A 16,354-nucleotide genomic window follows, 5' to 3' on the forward strand; every position below is an offset into this window, starting at 1 on the left:
CGCCGCCGGTCCGGGTGGCCGCGGCGGCCGGCGCGGGGGACGGCACCGGGGCGGGCGCGGGGGACGGCACCGGGGCGGTGGCGCGTGGCGCCGGGGCCCGCGGCGCGGAACCGGCGGTCGCGGGTGCGGGTGCAGGTGCAGGTGCGGGCGCGGGCGCAGGGGACGGTATCGGGGCCGGTACGGGGGCCGCCCGGCCGCTCATCCCCCGCTCCCGCACAGCGGGTCGCGGACCGGCGGCTCCGGTTGGGGGCGTACGGGTGCGGGGGCCGGATCGGGCGGGGTCACGGCCTCGAAGAGGTCCTTGCCGTCCTCGTCCCGGAAGCCGCCGTCGCCGGCCTGGAGCCGGGCCGTGGCGCCCCGGGCACCGAGGAGTCCGTCGAGGGCCTCCCGTTCGGCGGTCCCCATGTCGCGCAGCGTCAGCCCGGCGTCGAAGTGGGCCTTGAGGGTGGCGATGGCCGCGGCGGAGGGCGGCAGGCAGAACCGCAGGGCGAGCAGCCACCACAGCTGGAACAGGAACACCACGATCGGCAGGAACATGCTGAACAGGAAGAACGCCACGATCATGAAGAGTTCGAGGGCGAAGGTGCAGGTCCGGGGGGCCGTGCCGCCGACCGAGCCGCCGCTCGGGGTGCCCCCGCCCGGGTCGAAGGACAGCTGGGATCCGGGCGGGCTGGTGACGGCGACCCCGCCGGGGCCGGGCGGGGCCCCCGCCCGGGCGGCCAGCGCCCGCAGGTCGGGCAGGTTGATGGACGTGCGGCGGTTCTTGGTGCCCTCGGGGTCGTAGAAGGGCGCGAGCCGGAACGGTTCGGTGGGTTCGCTCCAGGAGACCTGCGGCGGGCAGTGCTCGTGTCCCGGGGCGGGGGTCCGGCGGACGAAGCAGCGCAGCTCGTAGACGGAGCGGTCGTCGAGTTGGGGGGCGCCCTGGTCGTCGTGGTCGCCGGAGCAGGTCGGCACGACCCCGAACCACAGGGAGCGCCCGGGCGGTTGGGGTCCTTGCCGGCAGTCGCCCGAGTGGGGCGGGAGCCGCCACATCGGGAGTTCCTGCTCCCGGTCCGGAGGGCGGCCCGCGGGCGGCGGGGTACCGACCTTGCGCCACGCGCCGCCCGCGGTGCCCGCCATCCAGGCCTGGACCTCCGTCTCCAGGCCGACCTGGTCGATCAGTGCGCGGTTCGCGTCCTCGAAGGCCTCCCGGTGCGCGAGGTCGGCCCACAGGACGTCCCGCACCTCCGATGCGTACGGGGCCGGCCCGGGCGGCACGGCGTACGCGCCCTCCGGCCCTCCCGCGGCGCGGTCGGCGGCGGCCAGGCCGGCCGTCAGCCGGTGCGCGAGCCGGCGCAGCACCTGCGGCGGGGCGGACATCTCCACCTGCCGGCGCCGCATCACGAACCCGACCTCCAGCCCTTCGGCGGACTGCGGGCGGGGCCACCCGGGGCCGTCGCAGAAGAGTTCCACCACGACGGCGTAGAAGCGCTCGTGGCCGGGCTGGTACAGCTTGCGCAGCCGGGTGCGGTGCAGCCGGTGCGTGGCGAAGCGGGCGCGTCCCGGGCCGCGGTCCTCGGCGCGGACGGGCACGGGGCAGGACCACACGTCCTCGGCGGGGTCGAAGCGCAGCGAGTCCCTCGGGTCGGCGACGAGGGCGCGGACGAACTCGGGCGAGGCGTACTTCTGCAGGGCGGGGGTGCGGGCGGCGGGGGCGAAGCGGTCGAACCCGCCGCGCTCGCACGCGTACCAGGGGGCGAGGAGCTTGAAGCCGTGCCCGGTGGCGGCGGCCGCGCTCACCAGATGTTCCCGGCGCCGGGCGTGTAGGCGGGGGAGATCACCATCTGGTCGGTGACCAGCGTCGCGCACTTCACGAGGCCGGTGAAGGTGGACAGCGGGGCGTTCACGGTGACGGTGGGTGCCTTGACGTCGACGGAGGCGTTGGCCTCGACCTGGACCGCGGTGGGGGTGAGGCGGACGGTGCAGCCGCCGCTGTGCCGGATCACGACCTGCCGGGCGGCGTCGTCGAGGACGACCTCGTGGCCGGAGGCCATGGTGATCCGCACCCGGGCCGCTCCGGCCGTGTCGTCGAACTCCAGGCTGCTGCCGGCCCGGGACCTGAACTGGCGCCGGTCGTTGGCCGGTTCGGGTTCGTGCGGCAGGGCGGCGCGGCCGTTCCAGGCGGCGCCGAGGACGTACGGGCGGCGCGGGTTGCCGGCCTCGAAGGCGACCACGACCTGGCTGCCCACCTCGGGCAGCACGAGCAGTCCGTGCCGGTCGTCGGCGTACGGGGAGCAGAGCGTGGCCCAGGCGCGCACGTCGCGGTCCCCGTCCCGGCCGAGCCAGGGGAAGCGGACCTCGATGCGGCCGAGCCGTTTCTCGTCGACGATGTCGGTGACGAGCGCCGGGTAGACGCCGAAGTAGCCGGGCGCGGCGCCGTCCGCGGGGGCGGGCAGGGACATCAGAGCACCTCGTTCAGGGACGGGCGTTCGGCGTCGAAGCGGGTGCGGAAGCCCCGGTCGGGGTCGAAGGTGTGGCGGACCCGGGTGACGTGGTAGCCGTCCCCCTCGAAGGGTCCGCCGACCGAGCGGAGGGTGAGCCGGCCGCCGACGACGAGGTCGGGGCTGCCGTTGGTGGTGCCGGCGACGGTGACGAACCGGCGGCCGCGGCGCAGCATTTCGGCGCGGGCCCAGCTTTCGGCCTCCTCGGTGGTCAGGGCTGCCTCCCGGACCCGCAGGCTGGTGGCGGGCCCCATCGCGCGGGCCAGGAGCCGCGCCCCGGTGCGGCCGCCGCCGGCCGTCTCGGCCTCGACGACCTCGGGGCCGGCCCGTTCGTCGATGGGTTCGCGGCGCTCGGCGTCGTAGCCGGTGACGACGACCTCGCTGCGCTGGTGTGCCAGGTCGGCCGCGAGCCGCACCGCCGTGAGCTGGTTGCCGTAGACGAGGGTCTGGACGGGGGCGGCGCGGCTGCCGCGGGGCCGGAAGTGCACGGTGGTGCCGGTCGCCCACAGCTCGGCCTGGACCAGCCGGGCCCGCTCGCGCAGGAAGGCCAGGTCGCTCTGGTTGAGCTGCTGGACGACGTCGTAGCGGGGGCCGGGGACGTCCGCGTCGGCGTCGAGGCCGTGCTCGCGGGCCACCTCGCGGGCGACGTCGGCGTCGGTGGCGTCGCGGTAGGTGCGCAGGCGCCGGGTCATCCGCAGCCGCATCAGCGCGTCCTCGGCGTGGACGAGGACCAGCGGGGGCTCGCCGTCGCCGAGGACGAGCTCCACGGCCGAGACGACGCCGTCGAAGACGTACCGCCGGACCGAGGGCGGCCCGAGGGCCACCTTGAGGCTGCTGCCGAGGCCGGCGGTGGACCCGTCCAGGTGCAGCAGCCGGTTCTGCGGGCCCGTCGCGCCGGGGCCGACGGCGAGGAAGCAGGCGCGCAGGGTGCGCAGCCCCTCCGTGCCCTCCGCCACTTCCAGGCGTACGCAGTCCCGGGCGAGGTCCCTCACGAGTGCGCCGCCGACCTCGAAGACGGGCGAGACGGCGGCGACGGCGGGCTCAGTCATCGAAGCCCTCCGCGGCGGTGCGGGCGGCGAGCCAGGCGGCCCGTTCGACGGCCTCCCGGTGGCGTTCGGCGGCGGCCCACCTGCCGCCGGCGCCGGGGCCCTCGCCGCGGACGGGGGCGGGCGGGCCGCTGCTGCCCGCGGGCACCACCTCGGTGTGCAGCTCTCCGATGTACAGGCTCATGGCGGGCCTCCTCGCGGTGTCCACCCCAGGGTGCCGGGGCCCGCGTCACGGCCGCGTTGCTCGCAGTCGGCGGCGGCCCGGCCGGGCGGATCGGGCGGGAGCCGCTCCCAGGGCGCGGCCCCGGGGTCCGGGGCGGGGACCTCCTCGCGGCGGGCCCGGTCGGCGAGGCTGCGTCCGCCGCCGGCCCGGACCTCGGCGAGGGTTGCGGGGTCGGCGCGGGCGCGCAGGGGTATCCCCCGGCCGTACGTGGTGGAACGCGGGTCGGGGCCGTCCGGCGGGAGGCCTCCGGGCCGGGGCGCGGGAACGGTCCCGGCGAGCGGCGCGGGGCGGGCGGCGGGGACCTCGAAGGAGCCTCGGGCGCGTGCGGTGGCGAGGCCGACCGCGGCGGCGGTCACCGCCTGCGCGGCCACGGCGATGCCGCCGCCCGCGCTGAGGACGAAGCCCGCCCGGGCCGCCGTGTCCGGGCCGCCGGGGGCTGCGCCGGCGGGGCCGCCCGGTGTGCCGGGGCCGCCGCCGGGTACCCGCGGGCCCCCCTGGGCCGCCGGGCCCGCCGAAGCCGTACCGGCAGGGGCGCCGCCGGCCGCCGGGCCGGCCCCGGCGCCGGCCGGGATGCCCAGGGCGGCGGCCAGGCCCGCGGTGGAGGTCGCCGCCGCTCCCCCGGCGTAGCCCGCCGACAGGCTGGTGCCCGCGGTGGCGGCCAGGCCCGCCTCGGCCTCGGCGCCCAGGACCACGCCGGCGCCGGCCGCCAGGCCGAGCGGGCTGTCGAGTCCGCTCATCGCCCCGCGCCAGGCGGCCGGGTCGAGTCCGACCCGGGACATCAGCTGCTGGGCGGACTCCCCGCCGTGTGCCCGGACCACCTTGCGGGGCCGGCTGGTGCCGGCGGTGCCGGGCGCGGCTCCGGCCCCCTGGTCGCCGGCCTCGGTGGCTGCCCCGGCGTCCCGGGCGCCGGGGCCCACGGCGTTCGCCTGGTAGGCGAAGTTCTGCTCGACGATGGTCACCGCGACCTTGGCGCGCAGCGGGGTGCCGTCGGGGGCGAAGTGGTCGAGCTCCTCGTTGACCTGGGTGACGATGCCGTTGTAGCGCAGCGTCCCCCACACGAAGCGGACGGGCGGCGGCGGTTCGGCCGGGCTCGCCGGTGGCGGCTCGACGAACTGCCGGACCAGGGCGGTCCATTGGCGTACGTCGACGTATCCGTCGGCGCCGCCCTGCTCGGCGGTGTCGAATTCCAGGTCGAAGGTGAGCGTGGAGCCCTCCTGGGCGGGGTGCTGCACCTTCTGGGTGCGGGTGGTAGCCCCGCCCCGGTCCACGTTGTTGTTGCGGGAGATCCGCAGGGTGGTGGGGTTGAACTGTACTTCGAGGGGGCTGCCGGCCTCCTCGACCCTGGGCGTGCGCTGCGGGCCCTGCTCGCCGGTCACCTTCAGGGGGGTCAGCGTGGCGTGGGCGGTGGCCGTCACGGGGTGCGCTCCAGGCGCAGGCCCTCGTGGGCGATGTGCAGTTCCTCCACGGCTATCTCCCCCGTCCTCGCGTTGAGCGCCGGCCCGGTGATCTTCAGGGGCAGGCCGCGGGTGAACGTCCAGCGCGCCAGCGTCCGCCTGCCGGTGGTGTCGAGCACCTCCACGTCGCCGTCGTAGCGGGGCACCGGGGTGCCGCCGGCGACCATGCCGTGCAGCCAGTCCCACAGGGCGGTGTCGGCGCTCCCGCCGTCGGTGGCGACGAGCATGCCGCGCCGCAGGACGAGCGGCTGGAACCGGACCCGCCCCACGCGGCGCACCACCGCGTCGTTGGCGCCGCCCTCGGCGTACTCCCGCAGGTCGGCTTCCAGGCCCAGCCCGGAGCACTCCTGGAACCCGCCGTCGCCCAGCCGGTCGGGGGCCCGCTGGGGCCCGCCGGGGCCGGCCGCGGGCGGTCCTGCCCTGCCTCGGGCGGGGCCGGGCTCGGAGAGCGGAACGGGGAGGCGGGGCGGCGGCAGTGCGGTGCGCCCGGGAGCGGTGCTGCGGACGATGCGGATCCGGAACCGGAAGGTCTGGACGAGTTCGGGCGGGTGCTCGGGCACGGCGGTCTCACCTCACGTCAACGGAGCCGTCGGCGTCCTGCGCGATCCGCAGGACGAGGTATTCGAGGGGCTGCGCGGGTGCCACGCCGATCTCGGCGACGAGCCGGCCGAGCCCCTGCGACCAGGCGGGGTTGAGGCGTTCGTCGCAGCGTACGAAGAAGGCCTCGTCCTCGGTGGCGCCGACGAAGGCCCCGGCCCGGTACAGGCCGCGCAGCAGTTGCACGACCGAGCTGCGCAGTTCGTCGCGCAGCTGCGCCGTGTGGGGTTCGAAGGCCAGGACCTGTGCCTGCCGGTGCAGGGTGAGCCGGAGCGCGGTCATCAGCCGGCGCACGCTCAGCTGGCGGTGGTCGGTGTTGTGGGAGAGGGTGCGGGCCGAGGTGAGGCGGAAGCCGTCGCGCTCGGCGCGGAACACGTCGATGCCGAGGAGGTGGAGCTCGTCGCAGTCGGCGTCGGCGAGCGGCTGGAGCGCGGTGACGGCGTCGGCGGCCAGGGCGTTGGCCGGCCCCCACGGCAGTCCGAGGCGGCGTTCGCGTTCGGCGATGATGCCGGCGGCGAAGCCGGAGGGGGGTACGGGGACGGCGCGGCGGGCCGGGTCGTCGGGGGCCGCGACGCCGAGCCAGGGGTGGTAGGCGGCCGCGTACGTGCTGTCGAAGGCGGCGCGCCAGCGGGCGACGGCGCGGACCGGCAGCCCGGGCGGTACGTCGAGGAGGGCGACGAACCGGCGTCCGTGCTCGGCGAGGGCGACGAGCCGCTGCTGGCGGCGCAGGATCTCGGGCAGCTCGCCGGTGGGGTCGAGCAGCAGGGGGCGGGGCCGGGCCGGGGCCAGGGTGAGGGGGACGGCGGGCGGCGGGCAGGGCGCGAAGCGGCCGCCGATGGGGCGGGGCGGCGTCTCGGTGGCGGGGGCGTGCTCGCCGTACTGCCACAGCAGGTCGGGGGCGGACAGCAGCCCGATCTCGGGGACGAGCGCCATCCGGTCCGCGCCGACGGCGGCGCCCGCGGCGCCCGCGGCGTCCCCGGCGTCCCCGGCGTCCTCGCCGTCGGCAGCCGCGTCGGCCAGCAGCTCGACGGGGAGCGGGCCCTGGAAGCTGTCGGCGCCGATGGCGGCGTACCGGTCCGCGCCGGGGCGGACGGGGCGGGAGAGGGCGGAGGTGAGGAAGGTGTCGGGCGGGAGCAGGGCGTCGGGCCAGTCCCCGTCGGGGCTGACCAGCAGGGACTCGGCGGCGAGTACGGCGGCGGCATGGCGGGGGTGTCCGCGGCTCAGCCCGAGCCCGGCGAACCGCTCGCCGCGGGGGTGGGCGGGGTCGCCGTCGGCGACGGTGACCGCGGCGGTGACGACCTCGGCCTCGACGTGCCCGGCCGGCGGGCCGCCGCTCCCGGAGCCCGGGCCCGTGCCGGGGCCGGGGCCGGGGCCGGGGGCGGGGGCGGTGGCGGTGCCGGGAAGGGGGGGCCGGTCGAGCAGGGCGACCACGGCCGGCGGGCCGAAGCCGTTCCTCCGCTCGGCCAGTTCGAGGATGCGGAAGAACGACCCGGCGGCCGGCAGCCCGGCGCCCCGGACCCGCAGCACCGATCCGGCGGGCGGGGTGCGCCCGGGCGGCAGGGCCAGCTCCCGCCCGTCGGCCGCGGCCTCGAACCGGTCCGAGGCGGTGAAGTCCCAGCGCACGGACAGCCGCCCGCCCCAGCTGCCCTCGTCGCGGGCGCGCAGCCCGATCGCGTACGGCGCCCCGCCGGGGCCGGCGCCCCCGGGCCCGTCCGCGCGCACCAGCGCGACCCGGTGCAGGGCGCAGGCTTCCCGTGCGGCGGGGTGCGGGGCGCGCGGCAGCGGCGCCACGCGCAGGACGTACGCCCGGGCCCCGCCCTGGGCGAAGAAGGCCCGGACCGCGTACGGCAGCAGCCCGGGCCCCTCGAACCCGCCGAACCGGCGCACGTAGTCGGACCAGCGGTCGACGGGCACCGGTTCGTCGACGGGTCCGCGCGGGGCCACGCCCACGAAGCCCGCGACGTCCAGCCGGACCGGCGCGGCTGCGGACGGCGCGGGCCGTGCGTCGCGGTACACGCCCGGCGCCCCGGGGCGCAGTCCGGGCCCGTTCACAACGACTGGAAGTCGATGCGTTCGGCGACGAGGTGCAGCTCCTCCATCGCGACCTCCCCGCCGCCCTTGCCGGTGAGGGTGGGGCCGACCCACTTCTTCGGCTGGGCGGCGTGCAGCACCCAGGCGCAGACCGGGGTGCGGCCCTCGTCGTGGAGGGTGACGGTGACGGTGCGGGCGTCGTACGCGCCTTCGCGGACCGCCTTGATCCAGTTGAAGAGGCGCAGGTCGCCGATGACGCCCCGCTTGAGGGTGACGTCGTTCGTCGTGTTGGTGTTGGCGATCTTGCGGACGTGGTTCTCGGGGTCGTTGCCGTTGCGGTACTCGGAGTACTTGACCTCGTTGCCGGCTCCGCTGAAGTCGGAGAAGCCGCCGGCGATCTGGTCCTCGCCGCCGGTGTCGCCGAGTTTGACGAGGAAGTTGAAGGCGCCGTACGGGTTGTTGCGGGTGGCCATGGGCGGTGTGTCTCCCGTTCTGGGGCGGGCGGGTCAGTTGCGCCGGGCGTCTGCGGTGAACTGCCCGATGCGGAACACGACGAACTCGGCGGGGTACGTGGGGGCCACGCCGACCAGGCAGATCAGCCGCCCGTTGTCGAGGTCGTTCTGGGTCATGGTGGTGCGGTCGCAACGGACGAAGAAGGCTTCCTCGGGCTTGGTGCCGAGCAGGGCTCCGGTCCGCCAGGTGGCGAACAGGAAGTCCTCGACGGACTGCCGGACCGATGCCCACAGGCGTTCGTTGTTCGGCTCGAAGACGGCCCACTGGGTGGACTTCTCGATGGAGTGCTCCAGGTAGATGAAGAGCCGGCGGACGTTGACGTACTTCCACTCGGGGTCGGAGCTCATCGTGCGGGCGCCCCACACGCGGCGGGCGCGGCCCTCGAAGAAGCGCAGGGCGTTGATGCCCTCGGGGTTGAGGACGGACTGCCGGTCGTAGGTGACGTTGACGGTGAAGTCGTCGACGCCGAGCAGGACTTCGTTGGCGGGCGCCTTGTGCACGCCGCGTTCGGCGTCGCTGCGGGCGTAGATGCCGGCGACGTATCCGGAGGGCGGGACGTCCAGGAGGGGGGCGGGGGCACCGGGGTCGGGGCGCCTGGTCGGGTCCGTGATACGGACCCAGGGGTAGTAGAGGGCGGCGTACTTGCTGTCGAACTGGGCGCGGAACCTGCGGACTTCGGAGATCGAGCTGTCGCGGGGCGGGTCGACGACGGCGATCCGGTAGCGGAGCTTCTCGCAGTGCCCGATCAGGTGGTCGACCGCGGTCTTCTGGTCGGCCCGGCGGAGGGTGACGGTGTCGGGGGTGGCGACGACGGCGATGTCGTCGATCTCGGCGAGCGCGCCGAGTCCGAGGGCGGGGTTGGCCAGGTCGTCGGGGTCGGCCTCCTGACCGGCCAGGTCCTCGGGTCCGAGCGGGTCGCCGTCGCCGCCGCCGGTGAGGTGGAGGCCGCTCTGCCCGGGCAGGAGCAGGGCGGCGAGCCGCGCGCCGGGGGTGACCGGGGCCGCCCCCGGCGCGGGCGGTACGGTCTCCAGCCAGACGAGGGAGAACTCGTCGGCGGGATCGGCCGCCTGGAGGACGTTGCCGACCGAGCGCGGGTGCCGGTCGTCGAGTTCGAGCTCGTTGTACACGTCGGCGCGGTCGTCGAGGCGGACGGTGACGGCGAGGGTCAGGTGGAAGGCGGCGAAGCCGGCCGTGACCGCCTCGAAGCCGCCGGTCCGATCGTCCCGGTATCCGAGCACGCCGTCGGCACGGCGGGCGACGACCCGGACACGGCCGGGCTCCGGCGGGACCGTGTCGGCGATGACCGGCGGTTGTCCGCCCTCCAGCGGCCGGACCTCCACCGCGGCGCCCTCCTGGACCCCGGTGAGGCGGGGTGTGCCGCCGGGGCCGCTGACGAGGATGTTCTTCCCGCGCCGGAAGGTCACCGCGACACCGGTCCGGGCGCCGGCGGAGCCGGGCCAGCGGGCCCGCCAGTGCAGCAGGGGGGTGCCCTGGACGGGCAGGGCCAGGGAGGCGAAGTTGCGGGGGACGTCGACGGCGCCGGCGGTGCGGGTGAAGCGGAAGACCCGGGAGACGTAGAGCCGGCGGCCGCCGTTGGCGAAGAAGGCACGGGCGGCGAGGGCGAGCGGGCAGTCCTCGTCGCCGATCCGCAGGCCGCCGAAGGCCCGTTCGTACTCGGTGAACGCGGTGACGAGGACCGGTGCGGGGAGCACGGTCGGGCCGCCGGGCAGGGCGTACGGCACGGGGCCGTTCTCGGTCCGCCCGGCCATGCCGAAGGTGCTGGTCGGCACGCCCTCGATGGAGCGGGATCGGAAGCTGGTCTCCTCGACGTACACGCCGGGGGTCAGGTACTCGGGCATCGGGCGGCTCTCCTCGGTCGCGGGTCAGGCGGGTATGTGGGGCAGGTCGGCGGCGTGGACCACCTGACCGACGGTGAGCGTGCGGACGGCGTCGGCGGCGCCGGTGCGGTACCCGGCGGGCCGGGCGGTCCCGCGCAGCACCGCGTTGTCGAGGTCCTGCGGCCGGGGCGGGGAGGTGCTGCGCACGACCGGCTCGGCGACGAGACCGGCGAGCGGGTCGGCGGGCGGCCCGGAAGGTGGATCGGCGGGCGGCCCAGGGGGTGGATCGGCGGGCGGGTCCGGGGCGTGGGTGCGCAGCGCGACGTCGAACCGGGACGGCGGCGGCGGGGGCAGCACGCCCACCCCGTCGACCAGCAGCAGCACCTGGCCGTGCTCGTCGCCGTGCGCCCAGCCGAGCGGGACCCCGCCGGGCCCGAAGGCGTCGACCCGCGGCCAGCGGACCGGCGTCCCGGCGGCGGTGACGACGCGCAGCCGGATGCCGGTCGTGCCGAGCGGCACGGGGTGGGCGGGGCCGGGCAGCAGCCAGGGCAGCAACAGCCGGGCGTCGGCGCGGACGTACGGGGCGGAGGGCGGCCGGGCGTCGGCCCCGACGAGTTCGGGCCGGGTCCACAGCGGTACCCGGAAGCGGCGCGGTATCCACCGCCGGGCGGGGTCGTCGACGCGTACGGTCACGGTGCGCGGGAGCCCGCCGGAGGTGCCGTGCCGCAGGACGAACCCGGTCGCCCCGTGACCTTCGAGCGGCCGCAGCAGGTCGCCGGGGAGGGTCCGGCGGCCCGGGACGGGATCGTACTCGCAGCCCACCCGCAGCCCGGGCCCGGCCGGGGCGCGGGTGCGGGCGTCGAGCGGGCGGACGGCGAGGGCGAGCCGGTGCAGCACCTCGGCGGTCCCGGCGTCGACGGCGATCGGGGCCTCCCGCCCGGCGGCCGGGCCGGTCATCGCACGCGCTCCGTGGAGACGGGGCCGGCGGCGACGGTGGTGACCGCGCCGGGGGCGGGTCGGGCCGGGCCGTCGATGCGGACGACCCGGGCGAGGTAGGGCAGGCAGAGCCGGTAGTCGGTGGTCATCGCCTGGAAGGCCTCGCTCATCGAGTCCATCGCGAGCTCGTCCGGCACGATCTGCACCGAGTCGCCGGGAAGCCAGTCCCCGCTGGGGTGCAGGAGCGGCCCGGTGAGCAGGGCCTCGGCCTCCAGGATCCGGGCGACGAGCCCGAGCCATTCCAGCTCGGCCTCCACGAACTGGTCCCAGGCGGCGACCATCAGGTGCATCCGCAGCGGCAGCCGCGGCAGCCCGTCCTGCGCGGCGAGCGCGGCGAGGGCCGGCCGGGTCTCCCGGTCGATGCTCAGGCGGTAGCAGTAGACGGAGACCGCGGGGTTGCGGATGACGGAGCCCGGGGTGTCGACCTTGTCGAAGTCGACGGGCCCGGCGAGGACGGCCTCCGGGCGGCGGCCCTCGGGGATCTCCTCGGCGAAGCGCCGGTTGAGCAGCGCGACGACGCTGCGCCCGACGGCGGCGAGTGCCCGGTATCCAGCCATGGGGCGATGCTGCGGCCCGCCCCGTCACGCGCGCGTTGCCGGCCCGGGTGCGGCCGGCGGCGCCCGGTGCGCAATGGCCGGGCGACGGGCCGGTGACACCGTCCGGCCCACACTCGGCTCGTGCCTGCCCGCATCGACCAGGAGAGTCAGAATGAGCAGCACCGCGCACACCCACCCGGCCGGCAGCAGCACGGGCGGCTGCGACCCCGGCGCCATCGACGAACTGGCCTGCATCGCCACGGGAATCCAGCGCCGGGCCGAGGTCACCCAGGAACACCTCCCGCAGCTGCGGGAGTTCCAGGAGAAGTTCAACGGGTCCCGGACCCGGTACGCCCGGGCCCGGCTGGCCGCGAAGGCGGATCTGGACGAGGCGGGCGCGACGCTCGGCAAGGTCCGCGAGCAGATCCGCTGCCGGGTCGGGCACGAGCAGCGGCACTGCCTGGCACAGGCCGTGGACCGGGTCTTCGACGACATCCGCAGGTGCGCGGGCGGTTGGGGCTGCTGCGTGGACGACTGCGGGTGCGACTTCTCGGACACGGTCCACCCGGACGACACGGTCGCCTCCCTCGCCGCCCGGATCGCCCGCTACGCGCAGGACACCCAGAAGGCGGCGGCCTGCTTCACGGCGCTGGAGGGCGAGGTGACGGCGCTGCCCGAGCGGGCGGTGAAGATCAAGGCGGATGCGGTGCAGCTGCTGGCCGACGTCTGCGACCCGGTGCTGGGCCAGGACGTCGTACGCCTCTACGCGCGCCTGCTGGTGCTGCTGCGCCGGATCGCGGAGGCCTTCCGGGGCTTCTCGAACGTCTCGGAGTTCGTCGACTGCCTGTGCCGGGCGCTGCTGTGCGTCCTCAAGGGCTGGCAGGCCATCGCCGTGCTGGAGGGCGCCCGGGCCGAGCTGTTGTGCAAGGAGGAGACCCGGCGCAAGGCGTGCGAGCGCAAGCAGCGGGAGACCGTCGAGGAGGTCATGGCCGAGTACACCCGCCTGTGCCCGCCGTGCCCGGCGCACGGCGAACCGGCCCGGGAGGACGGTGCGGACTCCGAGGAGGAGGAGCCCGCCCCGGCCGCGGCCGGGTAGCCCCGGCCGCCGGGCCCGGGGCCGACTACTCCCAATCGTCCCAGGGCGGGTCCGTCTCCTCCGGGTCGAGCGGCGGTTCGTCGTCCCACGGCTCCTGGTGCGCGGTCCGTCCCGGGCCTGCGGGTGCGGCGGCCTGCGCCGGGCCTGCGGGTGCGGCGGCCTGCGCTGCGGGCTGCGCCGGGCCGGCTCCGGTCTCGGCTCCGGTCTCGGCGAGGGTGTCGAGGATGCCCTCGGCGTACTTGGCGAGCTTCGCCTCGCCGACGCCGTTGACCGTGCCGAGTTCCTCGGCGGTGGTGGGCAGCTGCGTCGCGATCTCGCGCAGGGTCGCGTCGTGGAAGACGACGTACGCCGGGACGCCCTGCTCGCGCGCCGTCGCGGCCCGCCAGGCCCGCAGGGCCTCGAAGACCGGCACGGCGGCCGTGGGCAGGTCGGCCGGGACGCGCGCCCCCTTCCCGGAGCGGGCCCCGGACTCCTTGCGGGTGGCCCGGCTCGCGACGGGCGCGGTCTCCTTGCGCATCGGCACGGTCCGCCGGCCGCCCAGCACCTCGCCGCTGGCGTCCGTCAGCACCAGCGTGCCGTAGTCGCCCTCGACCGCCAGCAGTCCCTGCGCCAGCAACTGCCGTACGACCCCGCGCCATTCGCCGGCGCTCAGGTCGGCGCCGACCCCGAACACCGACAGCGTGTCGTGGTCGAACTGGATGACCTTGGCCGTCTTCTTGCCCTGGAGGATGTCGATGATCTGGCCGGCGCCGAACTTCTGCCGCCGCTCCCGGGCCAGCCGCCACACCGTCGACAGCAGCTTCTGCGCGGCGACCGTGCCGTCCCAGGACTCGGCCGGGGTCAGGCAGGTGTCGCAGTTGCCGCAGGGCCCGGACTCCTGCCCGAAGTAGGCCAGCAGCCGCACGCGGCGGCATTCGACGGTCTCGCACAGGGCGAGCATCGCGTCGAGGTGGGCGGTCAGCGAGCGGCGGTGGGTGTCGTCGCCCTCGGAGCCGTCGATCAGCTTGCGCTGCTGGACCACGTCCTGCAGCCCGTACGCCAGCCAGGCGGTGGCCGGTTCGCCGTCGCGGCCGGCGCGGCCGGTCTCCTGGTAGTAGCCCTCGACGGACTTCGGCAGGTCGAGGTGGGCGACGAAGCGGACGTCCGGCTTGTCGATGCCCATGCCGAAGGCGATGGTGGCCACGACCACGATGCCGTCCTCCCGCAGGAAGCGGGCCTGGTTCGCGGCGCGCGTGGCCGGGTCCATGCCCGCGTGGTAGGCGACGGCGTCGATGCCGTGCTCGACGAGGGCGGCGGCGGTCTTCTCCACGGAGGCCCGGGAGAGGCAGTAGACGACGCCGGCCTCCCCCTCGTGCTCGGTGCGGATCAGGTCCAGCAGCTGCTTGACGGGGTTGTTCTTGGTCGCGATCCGGTACTGGATGTTCGGCCGGTCGAAGCTGGCGACGAAGTGCCGCGCGTCCTGGAGGCCCAGGCGGCCCGCGATCTCGGCGTGCGTGGCAGGGGTGGCCGTCGCCGTGAGGGCGATCCGGGGCACCTTGGGCCAGCGCTCGTGCAGCATGGACAGCGCGAGGTAGTCGGGCCGGAAGTCGTGGCCCCACTGGGCGACGCAGTGCGCCTCGTCGATGGCGAAGACGGAGATCTCGGCGCGGTCGAGGAGCCGCTGGGTGCCCTCGGTGCGCAGCCGCTCGGGGGCCAGGTACAGCAGGTCCAGCTCGCCGGCGAGGAGGAGCTGCTCCACGGTGCGCCGCTCGTCGAGGCCCTGCGTGGAGTTGAGGAAGCCGGCCCGCACGCCGAGCGCGGTCAGCGCGTCCACCTGGTCCTGCATCAGCGCGATCAGCGGCGAGATCACGACGCCGGTGCCGCCTCTGACCAGGGCCGGGATCTGGTAGCAGAGCGACTTGCCGCCGCCGGTGGGCATCAGCACCAGGGCGTCGCCGCCGGCGCTGACGTGCTCGATGATCTCCTCCTGCTCGCCGCGGAAGGAGTCGTACCCGAAGACGCGGTGAAGCACCTGCAGGGCATCGCTGGTCTCGGGGGACGCGTCCGAAAGGGTCATGTCCGGCAGCCTACCGACCTCCTGCGACACCCCGCTCCGCCCTGTGGAAAACCAGACCCGTGTGACGGTGGCCGCCCGGGCGGTCGACGGCCGCGGCGGGGCACCACAGACGGGCCGCTGCGGCCGCCGAGACCGCGGCGACCGCACCGAGTGCGGCGACGGCGGCCGTCAGGCCGGCGGCTGCGCCGACCCAGCCGGCCAGCGGGTAGGTCAGCAGCCAGCAGGCGTGGGAGAGGGAGAACTGGGCCGCGAAGGCTTCGGTGCGCCGTTCGGCCGGAACGGTGCGGCGGATGAGCCGGCCGGCGGGGGTGAGCACCAGGGAGCCGCCGGCCCCGAACGCCGCCCAGGCCGCCAGCAGGGCGGGCCAGCGCCAGCCTCCGGAGCCGGCCGCGGTCAGGGTGCCGGCGGCGGGGAACACGGCGGTCAGGACGAGGGCGCCGCGCAGCATGACCGTGCGGTCGGCGGCCCGGTCCAGGACGCGCGGCAGGAGCAGGGCCGCGGCCATGGAGCCGGCCCCGTAGGCGCCGAGGGCGAGGGCCACGTCCCCGGTGGGGCGGCCCAGGTGGTCGCGGACGTAGACGACGGTGTTGACGGTGACGAGCGCGCCGGCCGCGGCCACGGTGAGGTTGAGCAGCAGCAGGGCGCGCAGCTGCGGGGTGGCGAGGAAGAGCCGGGCGCCGGCGGTGGCCGCCGCGTACGTCCGCCGGCCCCGCCGGGACGCGGACGGGCCGGGGTCCGTGCCCGGGCAGCAGCCCGCCCCGCCCGTCGCCCCGGCTACCGCCGCGCCCGTCGCCCCGGGCAGCGCGACGGAGGCGACCAGGGCCGCGGAGCCGAGGAAGCCGGCGGCGGTCCCGAGGAAGAGCCGGTCGTAGCTGGTGACGGCGAGCACGGCGGCGGCCAGGGCCGGGCTGAACAGGCTCTCCAGGTCGTAGGCCAGCCGGGACAGGGACAGCGCCCGGGTGTAGTCGCGCTCCTCGGGCAGCACCTCGGGGATCACGGCCTGGAAGGCCGGGGTGAACACGGCGGAGGCGGCCTGCAGCACGAAGATCAGGACGTAGACCTGCCACACCCGGTCGACGAACGGCAGGGACAGGGCCACCGCGGCGCGGCCCAGATCGGCGCCGATCAGGAGGGTCCGGCGGGGGAGCCGGTGGGCGACGGCGCCGACGGCGGGCGCGATGGCGACGTACGCCACCATCTTGATCGCCAGCGCGGTGCCGAGGACCGATCCGGCCCGCGGGCCGGCGATGTCGTAGGCCAGCAGGCCGAGGGCGACGGTGGCCAGGCCCGTGCCGGTGAGGGCGACGGCCTGGGCGGCGAACAGGTGCCGGTAGGTGCGGTTGCGCAGGACGGAGAGCATGCGGCGGCCTTCCGCTCGGCGGGGGTCACCCCTCCCGCACCGTTCGACCCGGCGTACGCCTACGACGCCGGCGCCTGGAACGTCCTGCGGCAGACCGTCCAGACCCTGATGCACACCCCCCGCGGCGG

The 16,354-nt window shown here is 76.4% G+C and carries 14 protein-coding genes; 1 reads left to right on the forward strand and 13 read right to left on the reverse strand.

Annotated features, from left to right (window positions below):
- Nucleotides 1-198: 198 nt before the first annotated feature.
- From ACFVGY_RS36200 to ACFVGY_RS36250, 11 genes are read right to left on the reverse strand one after another with little or no spacing between them, the layout of a single operon-like run.
- Nucleotides 199-1,779 (reverse strand): hypothetical protein, encoded by a 1,581-nt coding sequence (locus ACFVGY_RS36200; RefSeq protein WP_385686351.1) that lies wholly within the window; start codon nucleotides 1,777-1,779, stop codon nucleotides 199-201.
- Nucleotides 1,776-2,441 (reverse strand): phage baseplate assembly protein V, encoded by a 666-nt coding sequence (locus ACFVGY_RS36205; protein WP_385686354.1) that lies wholly within the window; start codon nucleotides 2,439-2,441, stop codon nucleotides 1,776-1,778. The genes ACFVGY_RS36200 and ACFVGY_RS36205 overlap by 4 nt, the downstream gene beginning before the upstream one ends.
- Nucleotides 2,441-3,529, reverse strand: coding sequence for a phage late control D family protein (locus ACFVGY_RS36210; RefSeq protein WP_385686357.1), 1,089 nt, complete (start codon nucleotides 3,527-3,529; stop codon nucleotides 2,441-2,443). Before ACFVGY_RS36210 ends, ACFVGY_RS36205 begins: the two co-directional genes overlap by 1 nt.
- Nucleotides 3,522-3,710, reverse strand: coding sequence for a hypothetical protein (locus ACFVGY_RS36215; RefSeq protein WP_385686360.1), 189 nt, complete (start codon nucleotides 3,708-3,710; stop codon nucleotides 3,522-3,524). Before ACFVGY_RS36215 ends, ACFVGY_RS36210 begins: the two co-directional genes overlap by 8 nt.
- Nucleotides 3,707-5,164 carry a hypothetical protein gene (locus ACFVGY_RS36220; RefSeq protein WP_385686363.1) on the reverse strand — a complete coding sequence of 486 codons (1,458 nt, stop codon included), beginning with the start codon at nucleotides 5,162-5,164 and terminating at the stop codon, nucleotides 3,707-3,709. Before ACFVGY_RS36220 ends, ACFVGY_RS36215 begins: the two co-directional genes overlap by 4 nt.
- Nucleotides 5,161-5,763, reverse strand: a complete 603-nt coding sequence (locus ACFVGY_RS36225) for a phage tail protein (protein WP_385686366.1) — start codon at nucleotides 5,761-5,763, stop codon at nucleotides 5,161-5,163. Before ACFVGY_RS36225 ends, ACFVGY_RS36220 begins: the two co-directional genes overlap by 4 nt.
- Nucleotides 5,764-5,770: 7 nt before the next feature.
- A complete protein-coding gene (locus ACFVGY_RS36230) occupies nucleotides 5,771-7,816 on the reverse strand; it encodes a hypothetical protein (protein ID WP_385686369.1) in 2,046 nt (681 codons plus the stop codon).
- A gap of 32 nt (nucleotides 7,817-7,848) precedes the next feature.
- Nucleotides 7,849-8,304: a phage tail protein gene (locus ACFVGY_RS36235; RefSeq protein WP_385686372.1), complete on the reverse strand. Its 456-nt coding sequence runs from the start codon at nucleotides 8,302-8,304 to the stop codon at nucleotides 7,849-7,851.
- A 33-nt stretch (nucleotides 8,305-8,337) separates the two neighbouring features.
- Nucleotides 8,338-10,203: a phage tail sheath family protein gene (locus tag ACFVGY_RS36240; protein WP_385686374.1), complete on the reverse strand. Its 1,866-nt coding sequence runs from the start codon at nucleotides 10,201-10,203 to the stop codon at nucleotides 8,338-8,340.
- Nucleotides 10,204-10,227: 24 nt separating this feature from the next.
- On the reverse strand, nucleotides 10,228-11,139 hold the full coding sequence (locus tag ACFVGY_RS36245; RefSeq protein ID WP_385686376.1) for a hypothetical protein: 912 nt from the start codon (nucleotides 11,137-11,139) through the stop codon (nucleotides 10,228-10,230).
- Nucleotides 11,136-11,735: a DUF4255 domain-containing protein gene (locus ACFVGY_RS36250; RefSeq protein ID WP_385686379.1), complete on the reverse strand. Its 600-nt coding sequence runs from the start codon at nucleotides 11,733-11,735 to the stop codon at nucleotides 11,136-11,138. The genes ACFVGY_RS36245 and ACFVGY_RS36250 overlap by 4 nt, the downstream gene beginning before the upstream one ends.
- 151 nt (nucleotides 11,736-11,886) lie before the next feature.
- Between ACFVGY_RS36250 and ACFVGY_RS36255 the strand changes: the two genes are divergently transcribed.
- The gene (locus ACFVGY_RS36255) at nucleotides 11,887-12,810 is read left to right on the forward strand and encodes a hypothetical protein (RefSeq protein ID WP_385686382.1); all 924 of its coding nucleotides are present in this window, start codon (nucleotides 11,887-11,889) and stop codon (nucleotides 12,808-12,810) included.
- Between the two features lie 25 nt (nucleotides 12,811-12,835).
- Here the strand turns inward: ACFVGY_RS36255 and recQ are convergent, their stop codons facing one another.
- Nucleotides 12,836-14,866 carry a DNA helicase RecQ gene (recQ, locus tag ACFVGY_RS36260; protein ID WP_385686385.1) on the reverse strand — a complete coding sequence of 677 codons (2,031 nt, stop codon included), beginning with the start codon at nucleotides 14,864-14,866 and terminating at the stop codon, nucleotides 12,836-12,838.
- Nucleotides 14,867-14,876: 10 nt separating this feature from the next.
- Nucleotides 14,877-16,226 carry an MFS transporter gene (locus tag ACFVGY_RS36265; protein WP_385686388.1) on the reverse strand — a complete coding sequence of 450 codons (1,350 nt, stop codon included), beginning with the start codon at nucleotides 16,224-16,226 and terminating at the stop codon, nucleotides 14,877-14,879.
- Nucleotides 16,227-16,354 lie beyond the last annotated feature (128 nt).

Origin of the sequence: Streptomyces sp. NPDC127106 (assembly GCF_042677605.1) — a bacterium.
Classification (GTDB): Bacteria; Actinomycetota; Actinomycetes; order Streptomycetales; family Streptomycetaceae; genus Streptomyces.

Excerpts from the sequence above, each read along its gene's own strand:
- ACFVGY_RS36205 (WP_385686354.1), bottom strand. The coding sequence starts at position 2,441 with ATGTCCCTGCCCGCCCCCGCGGACGGCGCCGCGCCCGGCTACTTCGGC.
- ACFVGY_RS36210 (WP_385686357.1), bottom strand. The coding sequence starts at position 3,529 with ATGACTGAGCCCGCCGTCGCCGCCGTCTCGCCCGTCTTCGAGGTCGGC.
- ACFVGY_RS36215 (WP_385686360.1), bottom strand. The coding sequence starts at position 3,710 with ATGAGCCTGTACATCGGAGAGCTGCACACCGAGGTGGTGCCCGCGGGC.
- ACFVGY_RS36235 (WP_385686372.1), bottom strand. The coding sequence starts at position 8,304 with ATGGCCACCCGCAACAACCCGTACGGCGCCTTCAACTTCCTCGTCAAA.
- ACFVGY_RS36240 (WP_385686374.1), bottom strand. The coding sequence starts at position 10,203 with ATGCCCGAGTACCTGACCCCCGGCGTGTACGTCGAGGAGACCAGCTTC.
- ACFVGY_RS36245 (WP_385686376.1), bottom strand. The coding sequence starts at position 11,139 with ATGACCGGCCCGGCCGCCGGGCGGGAGGCCCCGATCGCCGTCGACGCC.
- ACFVGY_RS36250 (WP_385686379.1), bottom strand. The coding sequence starts at position 11,735 with ATGGCTGGATACCGGGCACTCGCCGCCGTCGGGCGCAGCGTCGTCGCG.
- ACFVGY_RS36255 (WP_385686382.1), top strand. The coding sequence starts at position 11,887 with ATGAGCAGCACCGCGCACACCCACCCGGCCGGCAGCAGCACGGGCGGC.
- recQ (WP_385686385.1), bottom strand. The coding sequence starts at position 14,866 with ATGACCCTTTCGGACGCGTCCCCCGAGACCAGCGATGCCCTGCAGGTG.
- ACFVGY_RS36265 (WP_385686388.1), bottom strand. The coding sequence starts at position 16,226 with ATGCTCTCCGTCCTGCGCAACCGCACCTACCGGCACCTGTTCGCCGCC.